The following is a 17,890-nucleotide window of genomic DNA, read 5'->3' on the forward strand; positions in this document are numbered from 1 at the left end:
GCCGCGGAGCGGCGGGCAAAGGCCCGGCAGCCCGCAGACGAAGACGCACCGCCCGCAGACGAAGAAGGGCCGCACGTGTCGCTGATCGAGAGCCTCGCCCGGCTGGAAGCCGCGAGCACCGGACGCGCACAGCCAAGAGCAACGGCACGGCACAGGCACATCTCCCAGCGCCCCCTCGTCCTCGTCCCCCTCACCACCGCCGGCGAGGCGGGCGCACCGCTGGGCGCCCTCGTGGGGACGGAGCGGACCTCGCCCCGCCTCCTCGTCGTGCCGCAGCCCCGCGACCGCGACCTCCGCTTCGCGTTCCTCGCACAGCTGGCCGAGATCGTCCTGCCGTACGTCGACGCGTACGCGGGCGACGTCGAGGTGGCCGAGCGCAGCGAGACGGACCCCGAGACCGGGAAGCGCGTCAAGGTGGAGGTCGAGCTGTGCGCGGACGCCCCGCAGCTGATCGTGCCCAGTCGCGCCGGCGTCGAGTTCGTACGGCTCCTCGGCCGCTCCATGCGTTTTCGCCGCACCGCCGAGCAGGACCCCGAGACGCCCTGTCCCGCCCCGCCCCGCGTCCCGCTTCTCGGCCGCTGGCTGACGCACTTCGGGGAGCGGGCCCGCGTCCCCGGCTCGTCGCTGCTCGTCGCCATGACCGAGCTGCTCTCCCGGCACTGGGCCACCGGCCAGTCCAGCCTGGAGGACCAGCATCTGGGCGCCCTCCTCGCCTGGATCGAGGCCCCGGAGGGCACATCGGGCGCCGAGGCCGCGCTCCGTGCCGAGCTGGACCGGGACAAGGACGGGCAGCTGCTGTGCCCGCCGGCAGGTCCGGCCACGGACCCGGCGTTCGACAACGACCTGCTCGCCCCGGCCATCGAGCGCTACGACCGCGCGCGCACCGCGCTGGCCGCCGCCGAGGACGGCGTCGAGGCGGACGAGCGGCTTGCCGTTCTGACGGCCGCCGAGCGGGAGATCCAGGCGCTGATCGAGAGCAGGACCCGCCCCACCTGGGACGCCGTGTGGCGCGGCCTGGACGCCCTGTGCACCCTGCCCGTGGCCGCGCACGACGCCGACCGGTGGACCCGCGACCGCTGGTCGTTCACCGGGCACCGCGACCGCGTGACGGCGGGCGAACCCCCGCAGCCCCGCGTCGACGACGCGATCACCGCGGCGAACAAACTGGCCACGCGCGAGCGTGAGCAGGCCCGCCTGGAAGCCCAGGAGGCACTCGACGACCCCCTGGTGATGGCGGGCCGCCGCCTCGCGGGCGAGGCCTTCGCCGGTGAGGTGACGGAGGTCGTCATGGCGTACAGCGAGGCGAGGAGTCCCCGGCCGCGCCCACTGGTCACCGTCCGCACGGACGACCGTCCCCACCTCGGCGCGCGCACGAAGGTGTACCGCTCCCTCCACGGCAAGCCGCAGACGGCGGAGTTCGTGGCGTACGAGGGTGAGGGCGTCGTCGTGCTGCGCCTCACCGACAAGATGGGCCGCGGCAAGGAGCCCGACGCGGGGTCGGTCCCCGACAAGGGCGACCGGATCTGCTGGACGCTCTTCGAGCACGAGCAGCGCGGCGGCCCCAAGCTCCCGGACCCGGAGGACACGCCGTGGACGCACGGCGGGCCGCCCTCCGACAGCGCGGAGAGCCCCGATCCCGTGACCGCGGAGGACACCCTGTGATGCAGCTCGCCCCGCCCGCGGGCGGCACCTTCGACCCCGGCGCCGAGGCCGCGCGCGCCACGGAGGCGATCCTCCACGACACGCTGCACGGCACGGACCGCGGTGTCGTCGTCGACTCGCCTCCCGGCGCCGGCAAGTCGACCCTGGTGGTCCGCGCGGCGCGTGAACTGGCCGCGGCGGGCCGCCCCTTGATGGTGATCGCGCAGACGAACGCGCAGGTGGACGACCTCGTCCTACGGCTCGCCGAGAAGGACCCCGAGCTCCCGGTGGGCCGTCTGCACAGCAGCGACCCCGACCCGTACGACAAGGCGCTGGACGACCTGGCGAACGTACGCAAGTCGACCAAGGCGGGGGACCTCGCCGGTCTGGACGTCGTCATCTCGACGGCCGCGAAGTGGGCGCACGTCAAGGCCGACCAGCTGGACGCGCCGTGGGGGCACGCGATCGTCGACGAGGCGTACCAGATGCGTTCGGACGCGCTGCTCGCCGTGGCGGGCCTGTTCGAGCGGGCGCTGTTCGTGGGCGACCCGGGCCAGCTGGACCCGTTCTCGATCGTCGGCGCGGAGCAGTGGGCGGGCCTTTCGTACGACCCCTCGGCCTCGGCCGTCACGACGCTGCTCGCCCACAACCCCGAGCTGCCGCAGCACCGTCTGCCGGTGTCCTGGCGGCTGCCCGCGTCGGCGGCCCCGCTGGTCTCGGGCGCCTTCTACCCGTACACGCCCTTCCGTAGCGGTACGGGCCACGGGGATCGTGTGCTGCGCTTCGCGGTGGAGTCGGACGGTTCGGTCCCGGACCGGGTGATCGACGAGGCGGCCGAGGCGGGCTGGGGCCTGCTTGAGCTGCCCGCGCGGAACACGCCGCGCACGGACCCGGAGGCCGTCCGCGCGCTGGCGCAGGTGGTGCGCCGCCTCCTGGACCGGGGCGGTGCGGCCACCTCGGAGCGGGACCCCGATCCGGTCCCGCTCACGGCCGACCGCGTCGCCGTCGGCACGGCCCACCGCGACCAGGCGGCGGCGGTCCGCGCGGCCCTCGCGGAGCTGGGCGTCACGGACGTCACGGTGGACACGGCGAACCGTCTGCAGGGCCGTGAGTACGACGTGACGGTCGTCCTGCACCCGCTCTCCGGCCGCCCCGACGCCACGGCCTTCCACCTGGAGACGGGCCGCCTCTGCGTCCTGGCCTCCCGCCACCGCCACGCCTGCATCGTGGTCTGCCGCGCGGGCGTCGACACCCTCCTCGACGACCACCCCTCCACGGAGCCGGTCCAGCTGGGCGTCACGGTGAAGTTTCCGGACGGCTGGGAGGCAATGATGTCCACCTGGGATCACTGGTCCGAACACCGGGTGGCCTGGCGCCCCTGACCGTCCCTCCGGCACCTGTCCGGCGGACGGTCAGCGCGGCGCCGCCCGAGCCGCCGGACGGAGCCCGGCACGCCGCCGGAGGCGGCCAACGGATACAGCCCCGGACGGCTGGGAGGCAATGATGTCCACCTGGGATCACTGGTCCGAGCACCGGGTGATCTGGCGCCCCTGACCGTCCCTCCGGCACCTGTCCGGCGGACGGTCATCGCGGTGCTGGCGCGGCTGTCCGAGCACTGGGTGCTCCGGCAGGCACCGTAAGGGGGGACCGGCCGCCCCCTTGTGCGGCAAGGGAGAATGGAAGACGGCCGGACGCCGCACGGACGGCGCGCACCGTACGAGGAGGAACCACCATGGCGGAGCCCGAGCGGCCCCGGACCGAGCAGCGCATGCGCCCCGCGCCCCTGCTCTTCGAGCCGGCGGAGGCCGCGGCCGATCCCGAGCACTTCTTCGACCTGGAGTCGATCGAGGACCCCCGCGAGCTGCTGGACCGCGCGACGGAGCTGACGCACGCGTTCCGTGCCGCGACGGACCGGTCCATCGAGTTCCAGGCCATGGCAGCCGCCCAGCTCGCCGACCCGCGCCGCTTCGACCGGCTGACGCCCGCGCTGATCGCGGAGCGCGCGGAGTGGACCGAGGACTACGCGAAGAAGATGGTGGAGTTCGGCAGGGATCTGCTGCGCGGGGGCGCCGAGAGGCACGGCTGAGGGCCTCGGGCGGTCCGGTCCGGCCGAGGGGATATCGATTTTTCCTGGCGGCGATCAGGGTGCTAAGGTCTACGACGTCAGCAGGCGCCGCTAGCTCAGTTGGTTAGAGCAGCTGACTCTTAATCAGCGGGTCCGGGGTTCGAGTCCCTGGCGGCGCACAGACAGTGAGAAGCCCCTCGTGCGAGCGAGGGGCTTTTCGCATGCCCGTCGGCGCTATCGGCCCACCGCCACCTTCACCGTCCACGCCCCCGACGCCGTCCGCGTCTCCACCTCGACGCGTACGTTCTCGCCGGGCACCGTGAAGCTCTCGCCCGCCCGCACCGGAGCGTCCGCCAGCTGCGGATACACCGAGTCGCCCCAGCAGGACTCCGACTCCGGATGGGCGTCGACGACCTCGATGGGGCCGCCGCCCGACGCCGTCCCGTTGCGCACCTGGTAGACGAGGACGCCCTCCGTGCAGGTCGCGTGGTCGTTGCCCAGCGCGCCCCGCGCCTCCAGGGCGATCGCCGTGTCCCGGCCCGTGCGGACCACCGCCAGCCTGGTGCCGCCGACGGCCCCCCGCACGGCGGGCGCCGACAGCGGCTCCAGGGTGAGCCGCTCGGCGCCCGCCGCCACGCAGTGCACCTGGCGGGGCTCCAGCCAGCCGAGCTTCCACTTGTGCCACCCGAAGAGGTCGGGGGCGAGACCGAACTGGCTGCCCATGACGTCCCAGTCCCCGACGTGGGTGTCCCAGTCGCCGTTGCCGTCGGTCGGCCGGTGGTAGAGGTCGGGCAGGTCGAAGACGTGGCCCGTCTCGTGGGCGAGGACGTTGCGGTCCGGCGGGTGCCGCTCGAAGACCGTGACGACGCGCCGGATGTCCATGCCGTCGGCCCGCATGGGCCGGTCGAAGTTCACGACCTTCGTGGCGTCCGAGTCGACGCCGGGCGCGTCCGGGTCGGCGACGAAGTAGACGACGTCGTACCGGGAGAAGTCCACGTGCGGATCGGCGGCGGCGAGCGCGTCGCGCAGATAGGCGGCGCGGCGCTGGGCGTTCCAGTCGCGCTTTATCGCGTACGCCACCGAGGCGCGCGGCATCTGGACCCACTCGCGCCGCGGATGCGGGCTCAGGCGGAACTTTCCGTAGGAGGCCTGTTCGAAGAAGCGGCTGGTGTCGGGGAAGTGGTCGGCGGCCAGCTCTTCCGGGGTGGCAAGCGGCGGGGAGTCCGGGAAGGACAGGAAGATCATGACCGCGTCCAGGGTCCTGGCCGGGCGCGGATAGGCGGTGTTCCAGGTGTCGAGCCCCTCCGAGTGGTGCGCGGCGGTGCGGCGCAGGGCGCAGGGTCCCGCGGTGGACTCGGCGACGGCGGGGCCCGCGACGAGCGAGGTGGCGGCCAGGGCGGTCAGCGAGGTGAGCAGCGCCGTGGTGCTGCGCACCCGGGGGTCCCTCCATGGCCTGCGGTTCCTCCCTCCACGGGTGAGTCCCCAAGGGGGGAGCTGACGCGGCACGTCGACCTCCGGGAGCGGAATGCGGGACACCCCACCCACCTTGTGACGCTTTGTCGCGCTCCGCCCTGTTTGCCTGGGCCTTCCGGGTGAGCGCGGGACCGACGCGCGACACCCCGACCGCTCACGGAACGTCACAAGCGATCGGGGCGTGAAGGAACCAGTGCAGCGCCGAGCAGAAACGATCTGCCATCGGGGGCGGGTCCCACCCGGTGCGGCGCCATGGCTGGATACGGCATCTGGCGGACCTCTATGATCGGCACACTTTCCTGCGCGGGCCCGGCCCCACACCGCCGCCCGCCACCTGCCCGCCGCCCGACGAGACCTGTTCGAGAACGACTGACTGCGGGAGCAAGCGGTGAACCGAACGTCCCAAGGGCCCCCCTCCATGGTGGCCACAAAACCCGGCCGGGCCCGCCCGGTCGTCACAGAGCGTGGCGATCCGGAGCGGGAGCGTCGCGATCCGGACCGCGAGCGCCACGCCCCCGAGCGCGAGCGCCGCGCCTCGGAGCGAGAGCGTCGCCACGCGGAGCAGGGGGCTCGCGCCACGCAGCCGGGGCCACGCAACCCCGAGCGAGGGGCTCGCGCCACCGAGCCGGGGGCTCGTGCTCCGGAGCGGGGGCGCCGCGGCGCGGAGGCGGGGCCTCGCGGCGTCGAGGCGGGACCACGCGGCGTCGAGGCCGGGCCACGCGGCGTCGAGGCGGGACCACGCGGCGCCGAGACCGGGCCTCACGGCGTCGAGGCGGGGCCACGCGGCACCGAGACCGGGCCTCACGGCGTCGAGGCGGGGCCACGCGGCACCGAGACCGGGCCTCACGGCGTCGAGGCGGGACCACGCGGCACCGAGGCGGGACCACGCGGCACCGGGACCGGGCCTCACGGCGTCGAGGCCGGGTCACGCGGCGTCGAGGGGGACGACTATCGGGGCGCGTTTGTCCATGCCCCGCTGCCCCTGGCCGTCGTCGACGGTGAGGGACTGGTCCTCAGTGCCAATGACGCCCTCGCCGCCCTCCTCGGCGCGAGCCCCGAGGCGCTCCGTGGAGGCATCGCCGCGGACCTGGTCGACCTGACCTCCGACGCCCGGACCTGGCACGCCTACCGCGAGGTACTCCGCGGCCGGCAGGCCAAGCTGCGCTGCACGCGGCGCCTGAAGCACCCAGACGGGCACTCGCTGTGGGTACGGATCACGGTCTCGCCGATGCCGACGCCGATGCCGGAGTCGGCCGAGCGGGGCGCGGGCAGGACCGTCCTGCTCTCCGTCGCCGACATCAGCGCGCGCCGCGAGCTGCAGGCCCGGCTGCGCCACGTACAGATGCACGACCCGGTGACCCGGCTGCCCAACCGGAACCTCTTCTTCGAGCGGCTCTCCTCCGCGCTCGAAGCGGGCGCCTACGACGAGACGAGCACCGGCCGGGTCGGCCTCTGCTATCTGGACCTCGACGGGTTCAAGGCGGTCAACGACACCCTCGGCCACCGGGTCGGCGACCGGCTGCTCGCCGCCGTCGCGGAGCGGCTCACGCGCTGCGCCGACCAGGCCGGTTACGGCACGGTGACGGCGCCGCTGGTGGCACGCCTGGGAGGTGACGAGTTCGCGCTGCTCGTGGAGGACTCGACCGGGACGGACCAGCTGACGGACCTCGCCGAGGCGGCGCTACGGGCTCTCCAGGAGCCGTTCGACCTGGCCGGCCAGCGGCTCTCCGTCTCCGCATCCATCGGCGTGGTGGAGCGGCGCGCCGCGGGCACCACCACGACCGGGCTCATGCAGGCCGCCGACACCACGCTGTACTGGGCGAAGACGGACGGCAAGGCCCGCTGGACGCTCTTCGACCCCGAGCGCAACGCCCACCGCATGACCCGCCAGGCGCTCTCCAGCTCACTGCGGCCCGCCGTGGAGCGCGGCGAATTCGTCCTGGAGTACCAGCCGTTGGTGGGCCTCGGCGACGAGGGTGTGCAGGGCGTCGAGGCGCTGGTGCGCTGGCGGCATCCGCAGTTCGGACTGCTGACGCCGAATCGGTTCATCGGACTGGCGGAGGAGGACGGGTCGATCGTGCAGCTCGGCCGCTGGGTGCTGCGCACCGCCTGCCGGCAGGCGCGGCGCTGGCAGCTGGCGCATCCGGAGCGGGAACCGGTGTTCGTGAGCGTGAACGTGGCGGTGCGGCAGGTGTGGGACTCCGACCTGGTCGCGGACGTGGCGGAGATCCTCGCCGAGACGGGGCTCCCGGCCCGGCTGCTGCAACTGGAGCTGACCGAGTCGGCCGTCATGGGTTCGGCGGGACGGCCCCTTCAGGCGCTGCAGGAGCTCAGCGACATGGGGGTGCGGATCGCCATCGACGACTTCGGCACGGGCTACTCGAACCTGGCGTATCTGAGCCGGCTGCCGGTGTCCGTCCTGAAGCTGGACGGGTCCTTCGTACGGGGATTCCAGTACGAGGAGGGCGAGGAGCACCTCAACCCCGCCGACGAGGTCATCGTCGAGGCGCTGGTGCAGCTCGCCCACCGGCTGGGGATCACGGTGACCGCGGAGTGCGTGGAGACGGCGGCGCAGGCCGCGCGGCTGCGGCGTATCGGCTGCGATACCGGTCAGGGGTGGCTGTACTCCCGGGCGGTTCCGGCGGATCGTATCTCCGTACTACTGCGCGGGGCGGGGGCCTGAGCCACGGCCCCGCCAGGGGGCGCGGGGAGCTGCGCGAGCAACCCCGTGCGACCCGCACCCGCGGGCGTGCCGCGGCAGGCAGACGCGTCTGCGTGGCCCTGTGGACCGGCCGGTGCGACGCGTATGGGGCTGAGCGCGCAGTTCCCCGCGCCCCTGACGGGCGCCACCCCCAGGGCCGGCTAAGCCCGGGGCAACCCGTACGCGTCGGCGATGAGTTCGTACGAGCGCAGGCGGATGTCCCCACTATGCGCGTTGCCCGTGATCATCAGCTCGTCCGCACCGGTGCGCTTCGCGAGGTCGTCGAGGCCGGTGCGGACCTGGTCGGGGGTGCCGTGGATGACGTTGGTGTTCCAGCTGTCGACGAACTCCCGCTCCATCTCGCTGAACGCGTACGCCTCCGCCTCCTCCGGCGTGGGGACCAGGCCGGGGCGGCCCGTGCGCAGGCGGACCATGTTCAGGGCCGCGGCCATGACTTGGCGGCGCGCCTCGTTCTCGTCGTCGGTCGCGAGCGCCGAGACGCCGATGAGGGCGTAGGGGGCGTCGAGGACCGCGGAGGGCTTGAACGACTCGCGGTAGAGGTCGAGGGCCGGGATGGTGTTCTGCGCGGAGAAGTGGTGCGCGAAGGCGAACGGCAGACCGAGGACACCGGCGAGGCGGGCGCTGAACCCGGAGGAGCCGAGCAGCCACAGCGGCGGGCGGTGCCGGGACTGGACGCCGCCGGGCGAGGTCGCCTGGACGGGGCCGGGGACGGCGTGGATGCGGCCGTAGGGGTGGCCGTCGGGGAAGTCGTCGTCCAGGAAGCGCGTCAGCTCGACGAGCTGCTGCGGGAAGTCGTCGGCGCCTTCGCCCGGCCGGTCCGTGCGGCGCAGGGCCGCGGCGGTCGCGCCGTCCGTGCCGGGTGCGCGGCCGAGGCCCAGGTCGACGCGGCCGGGGGCCATCGCCTCCAGGGTGCCGAACTGCTCGGCGATGACGAGCGGGGCGTGGTTGGGCAGCATGACGCCGCCCGAGCCCAGCCGGATGCGGCCGGTGTGGGCGGCGAGGTGGGCGAGGATCACCGCAGGGGACGAGGAGGCGACGCCCGGCATGGAGTGGTGCTCGGCCACCCAGTAGCGGTGGTAGCCGCGGGCCTCGGCGAGCTTGGCGATCTCGACGCTGGTGCGCAGCGCGTCGGTGGCGGTGCGCCCGGCGCCGACCGTGACGAGGTCGAGCACGGAGAGGGGGACGGGCGCGCTCCCGTGCCGCTCGCCGCGGATGCCGTCGTCGCGGTTGCCGTCACCGGTCGGGTCCACTGTCACTGGGGGTGCCTCCTGCACTGCGTACGTACGTCACGTGGGTACGGAAGAGCCAACAGGAGGCACACTCCGCTTATTCCCCGCACGTACGCGTTTGTTCCCCGCCCGTACGCGTCTGTTCCCCGCCCGTACGCGTCTGTTCCCCGCCCGTACGCGTCTGTTCCCCGCACGTACGCGCGGGGACGCGGCTACCGTGCCGACCATGGCTGATCCCCTGAAGACCCTCGTCGACGGAGTCGAGGTCGAGGTGCCCAACACCATTCCGGACATCCGCGCCGCCCTGCCCGAGGAGCGGCGCGCGGATTTCGACCGGGCCATCAACGGAGCCGGGGTCGACGAGATCCACGCCGTGATGCGGCACTGGATGCTGGAGGCCGTGCCCGACCCGGACGCCGAGGCGCGCCTCGCGCGGCTGGCCTCCGACGAGGCGGAGCGGCGGGGCACGTCATGAGCGCTCGCCACCGCCGGGGCCACCGCGTCACCTACGCGCCGCCCGCCGACGACACCCTCGCCAAGATGGGCGACGCCGACGCCTTCCGCGCCGCCCTCGCGCGCACCGTGGGCCGCGACCCGTACGGCCACGGATCGACGCCCGTACGGGACGACCCCGACCGCAGGGAGGCGACGGTCAACGGCGCCATCGTCCTGTACTACGTCTCCGGGTCGGTCCAGACGTTAACGGTGGTCAGGCTGATCCTCAGCCCCTGAGGGCCTGTCCCTGCCTGGCCCTGCCTGTCCCTCAGTCCTTGACCTGGACCAGCGGCTCCTTCGTGAACAGGGAGCCCAGCCCCGGGGCGTTCACCCGGCGCTCGGCGAGCCGCAGGGCCTCCCAGACCGTGACCTGGTTGGCCGTCAGGACCGGCTTGCCGAGGGCCGCCTCCAGGTCGCGGACGTACGCCGCCGTGTGCAGCGCCGTGTCCGGCAGGAGCAGCGCCTGGGCGTCCGGGTGGTCGCCTGCGCGGGCCAGCGCGAAGACCTCCTCGCGGCCCCAGGTGCCGACCTCCGCCGCCGTGATGATGCCGCTCCCCCGCACCGAGGCGACCTCCGCGCCCGCCACCTCCAGGAACTCCGCGAAGTGCGCGACCACGTCCTCCGGATACGTCGCCGCGATCGCGACGCGGACCGCGTCCACCTCGCGCAGGGCGTGGGCGAACGCGAAGGAGGTCGACGAGGCGGGCAGACCCGCCGTGCGGGCGAGGTCGCGGACCTGCTCGTGCGCGCCCTGCCAGCCGAGGACGAAGCTGCCGCTGGTGCACGCCCAGACCACCGCCTCCGCGCCGGAGAGCCGCAGCTCCTCGACGCCGGCGGCGAGCCGCGCGGCCGAGCCCATCTCCAGGAGCGCGTCGACCCGGTGCGCGTCCTCGCCGATGTCCGTGTGGACGACCTGCAGCCGGACGTCGCTGCCGAGCATCTGCTCCATGCGGGGGTAGTCGTCCTCGGCCGAGTGCCCCGGGTAGAGAAATCCGAGTGCCGTCACGTCCAGCCTCCTCCTTCTGCGGGTGGTCCTTCGGGCAGGCCCTGTGGGGGCGGCGGGCTCAGCGGGCTCGCGCCCGGCCGCGCCCCCGGGTCGATCAGTGCCTGATAAGGCCCTACCGCACGCGTACCCAGCCGACGCAGGGCCGACCACATCGTCACCTGGTTCGCCGAGATCACCGGCATGCGCAGTTCCGCTTCCAGTTGCGGGATCACGTCGTACGTGGAGAGGTTCGTGCAGCTGATGAAGAGGGCGTCCACCCTGCCCTGGACCGCGCGGCGCGCCATGTCGGTCACGGCCCGGTAGGGCACCTTCCAGATGTGCCGGGTCAGGCCGAGGTAGGCGCGGGCGGTGACCGAGACGCCCGCCTCGGCCAGATACTCCTCCAGGGCCTGCGTCACCGACCAGGTGTAGGGCGTGATGAGCGCGATGCGCGTGGCGCCGAGTTCGTCCAGGGCTTCGAGGAGCGCGCCCGACGTGGTCACGGAGGCGACCGCGCCCTCGCGCGTCATGGCCTCGCACATCGCGCGTTCGCCCGCGGTGCCCCCGACGAAGCTGCCCGACGTACAGGCGTACGCGAGCACTTCGGGCTCGGCGACGGTCAGCGCGCGCACCGCTTCCGCGAGCGTCTCGTGCTCGCTGACCAGGCGTGCCAGGTCCAGGCTGACCTCGACGGGCACGTACGGCGTGCGGGTCAGATGGAGGGAGACCTCGTCCGGGACCCAGCGCCAGAGTTCCCGGTCGAGGGCGAAGTCGAAAGGGGCGACGACACCTACGCCGCGCTGTGGGTGGGGGTAGAGCCCACGCCGTTCGGGCAGTGGGGGCGGTCCGCCGAGAAAGGAGACGTCCATGAGCAGGCCCCAAGTTCGTGCGTGATGATCAGGGACCGGCCGGGGGCCGGGGACGAGCGAAGCCGGCGACGCGCCGGGACGTCGGGACGGGGACGGCCGCGCGGGCGGACCGCGCGGACTCACCGTGCGGGCGAGAGCACGGAGAGTACTCGGTTGACGCAATGCCGCTGCGGCAGTGCCTCTGTTGACGAAGGTAGGTTCGGGTGCGAGCGTGGTCAATCCGCACATCTCAGACGACTGAGCGGTACCACTTCAGAGAAGCGGAACCTCATTGCGAAACGGTTTCCCCTCGATGTCCGGGTCGACGCACGGACCGACGCCCGGAACAACCGTTCTCATCCTGGACGCCGAGCCGCCGACCCCGCCGCCGCGCCTCGGCGGCCTGACCGGCCGCGCCCGGATCCTGCACGCCGACGCGGCCTCCCTGGCCGGCCGACTGCCGCTCGCCGACGTGCTGTTGGTGTGGGACTTCACCTCGGACGCGGTGCGCCGCGCCTGGCCGGGAGAGGGGCCGCGGCCGCGCTGGGTGCACACCGCGAGCGCGGGCGTCGACCATCTGATGTGCCCCGAACTCGTCACGTCCGACACGGTGGTGACGAACGCGCGCGGCGTCTTCGACCAGCCGATCGCGGAGTACGTCGCCGCGCTCGTCCTCGCCCTGGCCAAGGACCTGCCGCGCACCCTCCAGCTCCAGCGCGAACGCTCCTGGCGCCACCGCGAGACCCGGCGGATCGCGGGCACCCGCGCGTGCGTGGTCGGTTCGGGGCCGATCGGGCGGGCCGTCAGGCGGACCCTCGACGGGCTCGGAATCATCACCGCCCTGGTGGGGCGCGCGCCGCGCCCCGGCGTGCACGGCGCGAAGGACCTCGACCGGCTGCTGGCACGCGCCGACTGGGTGGTGTGCGCGGCGCCGCTCACCGACAGCACCCGCGGCATGTTCGACACGCGGCGCTTCGGCGTCATGCAGCCGTCGGCGCACTTCATCAACATCGGGCGCGGGCCCCTGGTCGTCGAGGACGACCTGGTGGCCGCCCTGACGAAGCGGTGGATCGCGGGCGCGGCCCTCGACGTCTTCGAGCACGAGCCGCTGCCCGCGGACAGCCCCCTGTGGACGGCTCCGGGACTGCTCGTCTCCCCGCACATGAGCGGCGACACGGTCGGCTGGCGCGATGAACTGGGCGCCCAGTTCGTGGAGTTGTACGGGGCGTGGGAGGCGGGCCGGCCGCTGAGGAACGTGGTCGACAAGGAACGTGGGTATGTCCCGGGGCACTGATCACGACTAGGAGGCTGGATGTCCGAGCTCACGGATCTCACCGCCGTACAACTCGTCGACGGCTACCGCAAGGGCGAATTCAGCCCGGTGGACGCGGTCCGTGCGGTGCTGCGGCGGGCCGAGGAGGTGCAGCCCGCGGTGAACGCCTTCGTACGGATGGAGGCGGAGACCGCCCTGGAGCAGGCCGGGGCGAGCGCCGACCGGTGGCGGCGGGGCGAGCCGCAGGGCCTGGTGGACGGCGTGCCGGTGTCGGTGAAGGACCTGCTTCTGCTGCGCGGCGGCCCGACCCTGCGCGGCTCCCGGACCATCAGTCCGGAGGGCGCGTGGGACGAGGACGCTCCTTCGGTGGCGCGGCTGCGGGAGCACGGCGCGGTGTTCATCGGCCGCACGACGACCCCGGAGTTCGGCTGGAAGGGCGTCACGGACAGCCCGCAGAGCGGTATCACCCGCAATCCGTACGACACCTCGCGCACCTCGGGCGGCTCCAGCGGGGGCAGCGCGGTGGCCGTGGCGGCCGGTGCGGGGCCGCTGTCGCTGGGCACGGACGGCGGCGGCTCGGTGCGGATCCCGGCGGCGTTCTGCGGGATCTTCGCGCTGAAGCCGACGTACGGCCGGGTGCCGCTGTATCCCGCGAGCCCCTTCGGGACGCTGGCCCATGTGGGGCCGATGACGCGCGACGCGGCGGACGCGGCGCTGATGATGGAGGTGATCACCGGCCCGGACGCCCGGGACTGGTCGCAGCTGGGGCCGGTGGCCGGCAGTTTCCGCTCGGGCCTCGGCGGGGGCGTGCGCGGGCTGCGCGTCGCCTACTCCCCCTCGCTGGGCGGGCAGGTCGCGGTGCGGCCCGCCGTCGCGGCGGCCGTGCGGCGCGCGGTGGAGTCCCTCGCCGCGCAGGGGGCGTACGTCGAGGAGGCCGACCCCGACTTCTCGGAGCCGGTGGAGGCCTTCCACACCCTGTGGTTCAGCGGGGCGGCGCGCGTCGTGCAGCACATGTCACCGGCCCAGCGCGAGCTGCTCGACCCAGGGCTGCGGGAGGTGTGCCGGCAGGGCGCGCGGTACAGCGCGCTCGACTACCTCTCGGCGGTCGACGTACGCATGGACCTCGGGCGCCGCATGGGCCGCTTCCACTCGACGTACGACCTGCTGGTCACGCCGACGCTGCCGATCACCGCGTTCGAGGCGGGCGCCGAGGTACCGAAGGGTTCCGGCCATCGGCGGTGGTCGGGGTGGACGCCGTTCACGTACCCCTTCAACCTCACGCAGCAGCCCGCGGCGACGGTTCCCTGCGGGGCTGACGGGGATGGCCTGCCGATCGGGGTGCAGATCGTGGGCGCGCGCCACGCGGACACGGTGGTCCTTCGCGCGGCGCATGCCCTGTACGAGGCGGGGGCCGGGGGGATCGCACCGCCCCGCCTGCATTAGACGCGCTTGAAGTTCAGCGTCTCGCCCTGCGCCCCCGCGCGCCACAGGTCGTTGCAGGCCTCGGCCATCCGGTCGAGGCCCTCGACGATCCGGCCCCAGACGATGCCGGGCACCCAGCCGACGTCGCCGTTCAGGAGCAGGTTGTTCCGTTCGTAGAAGAGTGCGAGGTCGACGACGGTGGTGCCCGCCTTGACGTCGGCCTCCGGTTCGTAGCCGTACGCCTGCGTCCCCAGTTCCGTACCGGAGAAGGAGAAAAAGCAGAGATCTCCCGGGATGGGGGTGACTGTCGGGTTCTCCAGGGGCGGCTCGCGGTCCGCGAAAGCCGGGAAAAGGGCGTAGATCTCATTGCGCGCGTACTTCGCGTGATAGACGTCCGAGCCGAGCGGAAGCGCCTCCCACACCGCCGCGCAGGTCACCGGCGCCCGGTCGTCGAGCAGCTTCGCCGTGCACTGAACTCCCCGCTTGGCGAGGGAGACTTCGATGAATCGGTCTGCCATGTGTCCCATGCTCCTCCCTGGGTCAAGAGGACAACGATCGCATCAGGGGCCGGAATTCACCGGCATATCTCGCGTCGAGTCGGGTAGCCGCGCGCCCATGGCTCCACCACTGGGAAACAACGAGGGATTCATAGGCAGAGCGATCCGCCGCCGCGCCCTGCTCACCGGAGCGGGCGGGGCGGCGCTGGGTGTGTTCGGCGCCTCGGCATGCAGCCGGGTGCCCGAGGAAGGGAAGGTCGAGGGGGGCGATCTGCTGGACCGGCTGCGCGACAGCGGCACGGTCAGGATCGGTGTCGCGGGTGAGGTCCCGTTCGGATATATCGACGAGAATGGCGAGGTCACCGGGGAGGCGGCGGAGATCGCCAAGGTCATCTTCCCGCGCCTCGGCGTACCGAAGGTGAAGGCGGTACCGACCAAGTTCGGCGCCCTGATCCCCGGCCTGACGCAGGCACGGCAGTTCGACGTGGTCTCGGCGGGCATGTACATCAACCCGACCCGCTGCGAGCAGGTCCTCTTCTCCGACCCCGACTATCTGATGCTCGACTCCTTCATCGTGAAGAAGGGCAACCCGCACGGCATCAAGACATACGACGACATCGCCAAGAAGGGCCTGAAACTGGCGAGCGGGACCGCCTACGCGCAGATCGACTACGCCAAGGCCGCGGGCGTGGAGTCCGTCCTCGTCCTGCCCGACCAGGTGGCGGGGGCCGACGCGGTGGCCCAGGGGCGGGTGGACGCCTTCGCGGGCACCAACGTCACCGTACGTACGGTCATCAAGAAGAACGCGCGGGTCGAGGCGGCGGAGCCGTTCCAGCCCGAGGTCGACGGCAAACCGGCGTACGGCGCGGGCGGCTTCGCCTTCCGGCTGTCCGAGAAGAACCTGCGCGACGCCTTCAACAAGGAGCTGCACAAGCTCAAGGAGAGCGGCGAACTGCTGCGGATCGTCAAGCCGTTCGGCTTCACCGCGGACGAGATGACCGATCTGACTGTGCGGAAGCTCTGCCCCCCGGCGAAGGGCGCCTCCTCATGATGTCGTCGGAGTTCTTCCAGAACTGGTTCCTGCCCGGTATCTGGATCACCGTCCAGGTCACCTTCCTCAGCGCGGCCCTCGCCTTCGTGATCGCCTTCCCGATCGGCGTGCTGCGCACGAACCGGCTCTGGATCGTGCGGTTCCTCGCCGGGGCCTACTTCGAGATCTTCCGCAGCACGTCGTCGCTGGTCTTCATGTTCTGGATCGCGTTCACCGTGCCGCCGGTCTTCAACATCAGCTTCCAGCCGATGTTCGCGGGCGTGCTCGCGCTCGGCATCACCTACGGGGCGTACGCGTCCGAGATCGTGCGCGGCGCGCTCGCCGCGGTGCCGCCCGCGCAGCGCGAGGCGGGCATCGCCCTGAACTTCACGCCGACGCAGCGGCTGCGCCGCATCGAACTGCCGCAGGCCTGGCCGGAGATGATCCCGCCGTTCAACAACCTGCTCATCGAGCTGCTCAAGGGCACCTCGCTGGTGTCGCTCATCGCGGTGGCCGACATGACCTTCGCCGGTGACCTGCTGCGGCTCGTCAAGAACGAGAGCGCGCCGATCTACACGCTGCTGCTCGCCCTGTACTTCGTCCTCGCGTTCATCCTCACGCGCGGCATGCGGCTCCTGGAGCGGCACGCCAAGAAGCGGGTCGGCCAGGCACCCGAGAAGACGGGCCTGCTCAGCGGGATGCGCGCCAAGTCGTCGATCGACGTCGTCGCCGGTACGGGGGGTGCCAAGTGAACTGGAACTGGTCGCACGTCGACGACTTCATGCCGCTCTTCTGGGACGGTGTGGAGCTCACCCTCAAGGCGCTGCTCTTCGGCACCCTGATCGCCTTCTCGCTGGGCCTGGTGTGGGCGATCGCCCAGCGCTCGGAGAAGAAGTGGATCCGCTGGCCGGTCACGGTGGTCACCGAGTTCATCCGCAACACCCCGCTCCTGGTGCAGCTGTTCTTCCTGTTCTACGTGGTGCCGGAGTGGGGCCCCTCGATGTCCCCCCTCACCACGGGCATCGTCGGGCTCGGGCTGCACTACTCGACGTACACCTCGGAGGTCTACCGGGCCGGTATCGAGGGTGTGCCGGCCGGTCAGTGGGAGGCGGCGACCGCGCTCAGCCTCTCCAAGCGCCGCACCTGGACGTCCGTGATCCTGCCGCAGGCGGTGCGCCGGGTGATCCCCGCACTCGGCAACTACGTGATCGTCATGCTGAAGGAGTCGCCGCAGATGGCCGCCATCGGCGCGCTCGACATGCTGGGCCAGGCCCAGGGATACAGCCAGGCGACCTTCACCTACGAGGCGATCAGCGTCGTCGGTGTCGCCTTCATCGTCATCGCCTACCCGGCCTCTCTTCTTCTGCGAGTTTTGGAGCGTCGTCTTGTCCGCTGACAGCAGCACTTCCCAGGAAACCCCCAACCCGGCCGTCGACGGCAGCGAGCTGATCCGCTTCGACAAGGTCGTCAAGCGCTACGGCTCGAACGTCGTCCTCGACGAGCTGGACTTCTCCGTCGCCTCCGGCAAGCACGTGACACTGATCGGCCCTTCCGGCTCCGGGAAGACGACGATCCTGCGGCTCCTCATGACGCTGGTGAGACCCGAGGAGGGCACGATCAAGGTGGGCGGCGAGTACCTCACCCACGAGGAGAGGAACGGCAAGCTCGTCCCGGCCGGCGAGAAGCACGTCCGCGAGGTCCGCAAGAACATCGGGATGGTCTTCCAGCAGTTCAACCTCTTCCCGAACATGAAGGTGCTCAGGAACATCACCGAGGCGCCGGTGAGCGTCCTTGGCATGTCCAAGGACGAGGCGGACGTGCGCGCCCGCGAGCTGCTCGACCTGGTCGGCCTCGGCGACCGCTGCGACGCCTACCCGACGCAGCTCTCCGGCGGCCAGCAGCAGCGCGTCGCCATCGCGCGCGCCCTGGCGATGCGCCCGCAGGTGCTGCTGCTCGACGAGGTGACGTCCGCGCTCGACCCGGAGCTGGTGGCGGGCGTCCTGGACGTGCTCCGCGACATCGCGCACACCACGGACATCACGATGCTCTGCGTGACCCACGAGATGAACTTCGCCCGGGACATCTCGGACCAGGTGCTCATGTTCGATTCGGGCCGGGTCATCGAGTCGGGGACGCCGGAGAAGATCTTCACCGAGCCCGAGCAGGAGCGGACCCGCGAGTTCCTCAGCGCGGTGCTGTGATCGGCGGCC

17 protein-coding genes and 1 tRNA gene are annotated in these 17,890 nt (G+C 72.3%); 13 read left to right on the forward strand and 5 right to left on the reverse strand.

From position 1 onward, the window contains the following. The first annotated feature begins 75 nt into the window (after window positions 1-75). The 4 genes from ACWDVB_RS02805 (at window position 76) to ACWDVB_RS02820 (ending at window position 3,885) form a co-directional block, all read left to right on the forward strand. On the forward strand, window positions 76-1,662 hold the full coding sequence (locus ACWDVB_RS02805) for a hypothetical protein (protein ID WP_451515661.1): 1,587 nt from the start codon (window positions 76-78) through the stop codon (window positions 1,660-1,662). After that, window positions 1,662-3,023: an AAA domain-containing protein gene (locus ACWDVB_RS02810; protein WP_451515660.1), complete on the forward strand. Its 1,362-nt coding sequence runs from the start codon at window positions 1,662-1,664 to the stop codon at window positions 3,021-3,023. The genes ACWDVB_RS02805 and ACWDVB_RS02810 overlap by 1 nt, the downstream gene beginning before the upstream one ends. Window positions 3,024-3,373: 350 nt before the next feature. Further along, a complete protein-coding gene (locus ACWDVB_RS02815) occupies window positions 3,374-3,727 on the forward strand; it encodes a hypothetical protein (protein WP_451515659.1) in 354 nt (117 codons plus the stop codon). An 84-nt stretch (window positions 3,728-3,811) separates the two neighbouring features. Continuing rightward, window positions 3,812-3,885, forward strand: a tRNA-Lys gene (locus ACWDVB_RS02820). Window positions 3,886-3,940: 55 nt separating this feature from the next. Here ACWDVB_RS02820 and ACWDVB_RS02825 read toward each other — a convergent pair. Next, on the reverse strand, window positions 3,941-5,242 hold the full coding sequence (locus ACWDVB_RS02825; RefSeq protein WP_451515658.1) for a M6 family metalloprotease domain-containing protein: 1,302 nt from the start codon (window positions 5,240-5,242) through the stop codon (window positions 3,941-3,943). A 355-nt stretch (window positions 5,243-5,597) separates the two neighbouring features. Between ACWDVB_RS02825 and ACWDVB_RS02830 the strand changes: the two genes are divergently transcribed. Continuing rightward, window positions 5,598-7,862: an EAL domain-containing protein gene (locus tag ACWDVB_RS02830; protein ID WP_451515657.1), complete on the forward strand. Its 2,265-nt coding sequence runs from the start codon at window positions 5,598-5,600 to the stop codon at window positions 7,860-7,862. A gap of 179 nt (window positions 7,863-8,041) precedes the next feature. On the opposite strand, the gene ACWDVB_RS02835 is transcribed toward ACWDVB_RS02830, so the two are convergent. Continuing rightward, window positions 8,042-9,157: an LLM class flavin-dependent oxidoreductase gene (locus ACWDVB_RS02835; RefSeq protein ID WP_451515656.1), complete on the reverse strand. Its 1,116-nt coding sequence runs from the start codon at window positions 9,155-9,157 to the stop codon at window positions 8,042-8,044. Window positions 9,158-9,356: 199 nt separating this feature from the next. On the opposite strand from ACWDVB_RS02835, the gene ACWDVB_RS02840 reads away from it, so the two are divergent. Further along, entirely contained in the window at window positions 9,357-9,605 is a 249-nt protein-coding gene (locus tag ACWDVB_RS02840) for a hypothetical protein (RefSeq protein ID WP_451515655.1), read from the forward strand. Next, window positions 9,602-9,862: a hypothetical protein gene (locus ACWDVB_RS02845; RefSeq protein ID WP_451515654.1), complete on the forward strand. Its 261-nt coding sequence runs from the start codon at window positions 9,602-9,604 to the stop codon at window positions 9,860-9,862. Before ACWDVB_RS02840 ends, ACWDVB_RS02845 begins: the two co-directional genes overlap by 4 nt. A gap of 31 nt (window positions 9,863-9,893) precedes the next feature. Here ACWDVB_RS02845 and ACWDVB_RS02850 read toward each other — a convergent pair whose 3' ends face one another. Together ACWDVB_RS02850 and ACWDVB_RS02855 are read right to left on the reverse strand one after the other, a co-directional pair. Next, window positions 9,894-10,631 (reverse strand): maleate cis-trans isomerase family protein, encoded by a 738-nt coding sequence (locus tag ACWDVB_RS02850; RefSeq protein ID WP_451515653.1) that lies wholly within the window; start codon window positions 10,629-10,631, stop codon window positions 9,894-9,896. Then, window positions 10,628-11,479: a maleate cis-trans isomerase family protein gene (locus ACWDVB_RS02855; protein WP_451515652.1), complete on the reverse strand. Its 852-nt coding sequence runs from the start codon at window positions 11,477-11,479 to the stop codon at window positions 10,628-10,630. The genes ACWDVB_RS02850 and ACWDVB_RS02855 overlap by 4 nt, the downstream gene beginning before the upstream one ends. A gap of 292 nt (window positions 11,480-11,771) precedes the next feature. Here ACWDVB_RS02855 and ACWDVB_RS02860 point away from each other — a divergent pair, with 292 nt between their 5' ends. Both ACWDVB_RS02860 and ACWDVB_RS02865 read left to right on the forward strand, forming a co-directional pair. After that, window positions 11,772-12,752, forward strand: coding sequence for a D-2-hydroxyacid dehydrogenase (locus tag ACWDVB_RS02860; RefSeq protein ID WP_451515651.1), 981 nt, complete (start codon window positions 11,772-11,774; stop codon window positions 12,750-12,752). An 18-nt stretch (window positions 12,753-12,770) separates the two neighbouring features. Further along, complete coding sequence (locus tag ACWDVB_RS02865) at window positions 12,771-14,174, forward strand: amidase (RefSeq protein WP_451515650.1); 1,404 nt, start codon at window positions 12,771-12,773, stop codon at window positions 14,172-14,174. Here ACWDVB_RS02865 and ACWDVB_RS02870 read toward each other — a convergent pair. Next, on the reverse strand, window positions 14,171-14,671 hold the full coding sequence (locus tag ACWDVB_RS02870; RefSeq protein ID WP_451515649.1) for a DUF3830 family protein: 501 nt from the start codon (window positions 14,669-14,671) through the stop codon (window positions 14,171-14,173). The genes ACWDVB_RS02865 and ACWDVB_RS02870 overlap by 4 nt on opposite strands. 97 nt (window positions 14,672-14,768) lie before the next feature. Between ACWDVB_RS02870 and ehuB the strand changes: the two genes are divergently transcribed. The 4 genes from ehuB to ehuA are packed head-to-tail and all read left to right on the forward strand — an operon-like array spanning window position 14,769 to window position 17,881. Beyond that, window positions 14,769-15,701 (forward strand): ectoine/hydroxyectoine ABC transporter substrate-binding protein EhuB, encoded by a 933-nt coding sequence (gene ehuB / locus ACWDVB_RS02875; protein WP_451515648.1) that lies wholly within the window; start codon window positions 14,769-14,771, stop codon window positions 15,699-15,701. Continuing rightward, the gene (gene ehuC, locus ACWDVB_RS02880) at window positions 15,701-16,432 is read left to right on the forward strand and encodes an ectoine/hydroxyectoine ABC transporter permease subunit EhuC (protein ID WP_451515720.1); all 732 of its coding nucleotides are present in this window, start codon (window positions 15,701-15,703) and stop codon (window positions 16,430-16,432) included. Before ehuB ends, ehuC begins: the two co-directional genes overlap by 1 nt. Beyond that, complete coding sequence (gene ehuD / locus ACWDVB_RS02885; RefSeq protein ID WP_451515647.1) at window positions 16,429-17,076, forward strand: ectoine/hydroxyectoine ABC transporter permease subunit EhuD; 648 nt, start codon at window positions 16,429-16,431, stop codon at window positions 17,074-17,076. Before ehuC ends, ehuD begins: the two co-directional genes overlap by 4 nt. Continuing rightward, a complete protein-coding gene (gene ehuA / locus ACWDVB_RS02890) occupies window positions 17,066-17,881 on the forward strand; it encodes an ectoine/hydroxyectoine ABC transporter ATP-binding protein EhuA (protein ID WP_451515646.1) in 816 nt (271 codons plus the stop codon). Before ehuD ends, ehuA begins: the two co-directional genes overlap by 11 nt. The last annotated feature ends 9 nt before the right edge of the window (window positions 17,882-17,890 follow it).

It is taken from the genome of Streptomyces sp. NPDC003379 (genome assembly GCF_053589195.1).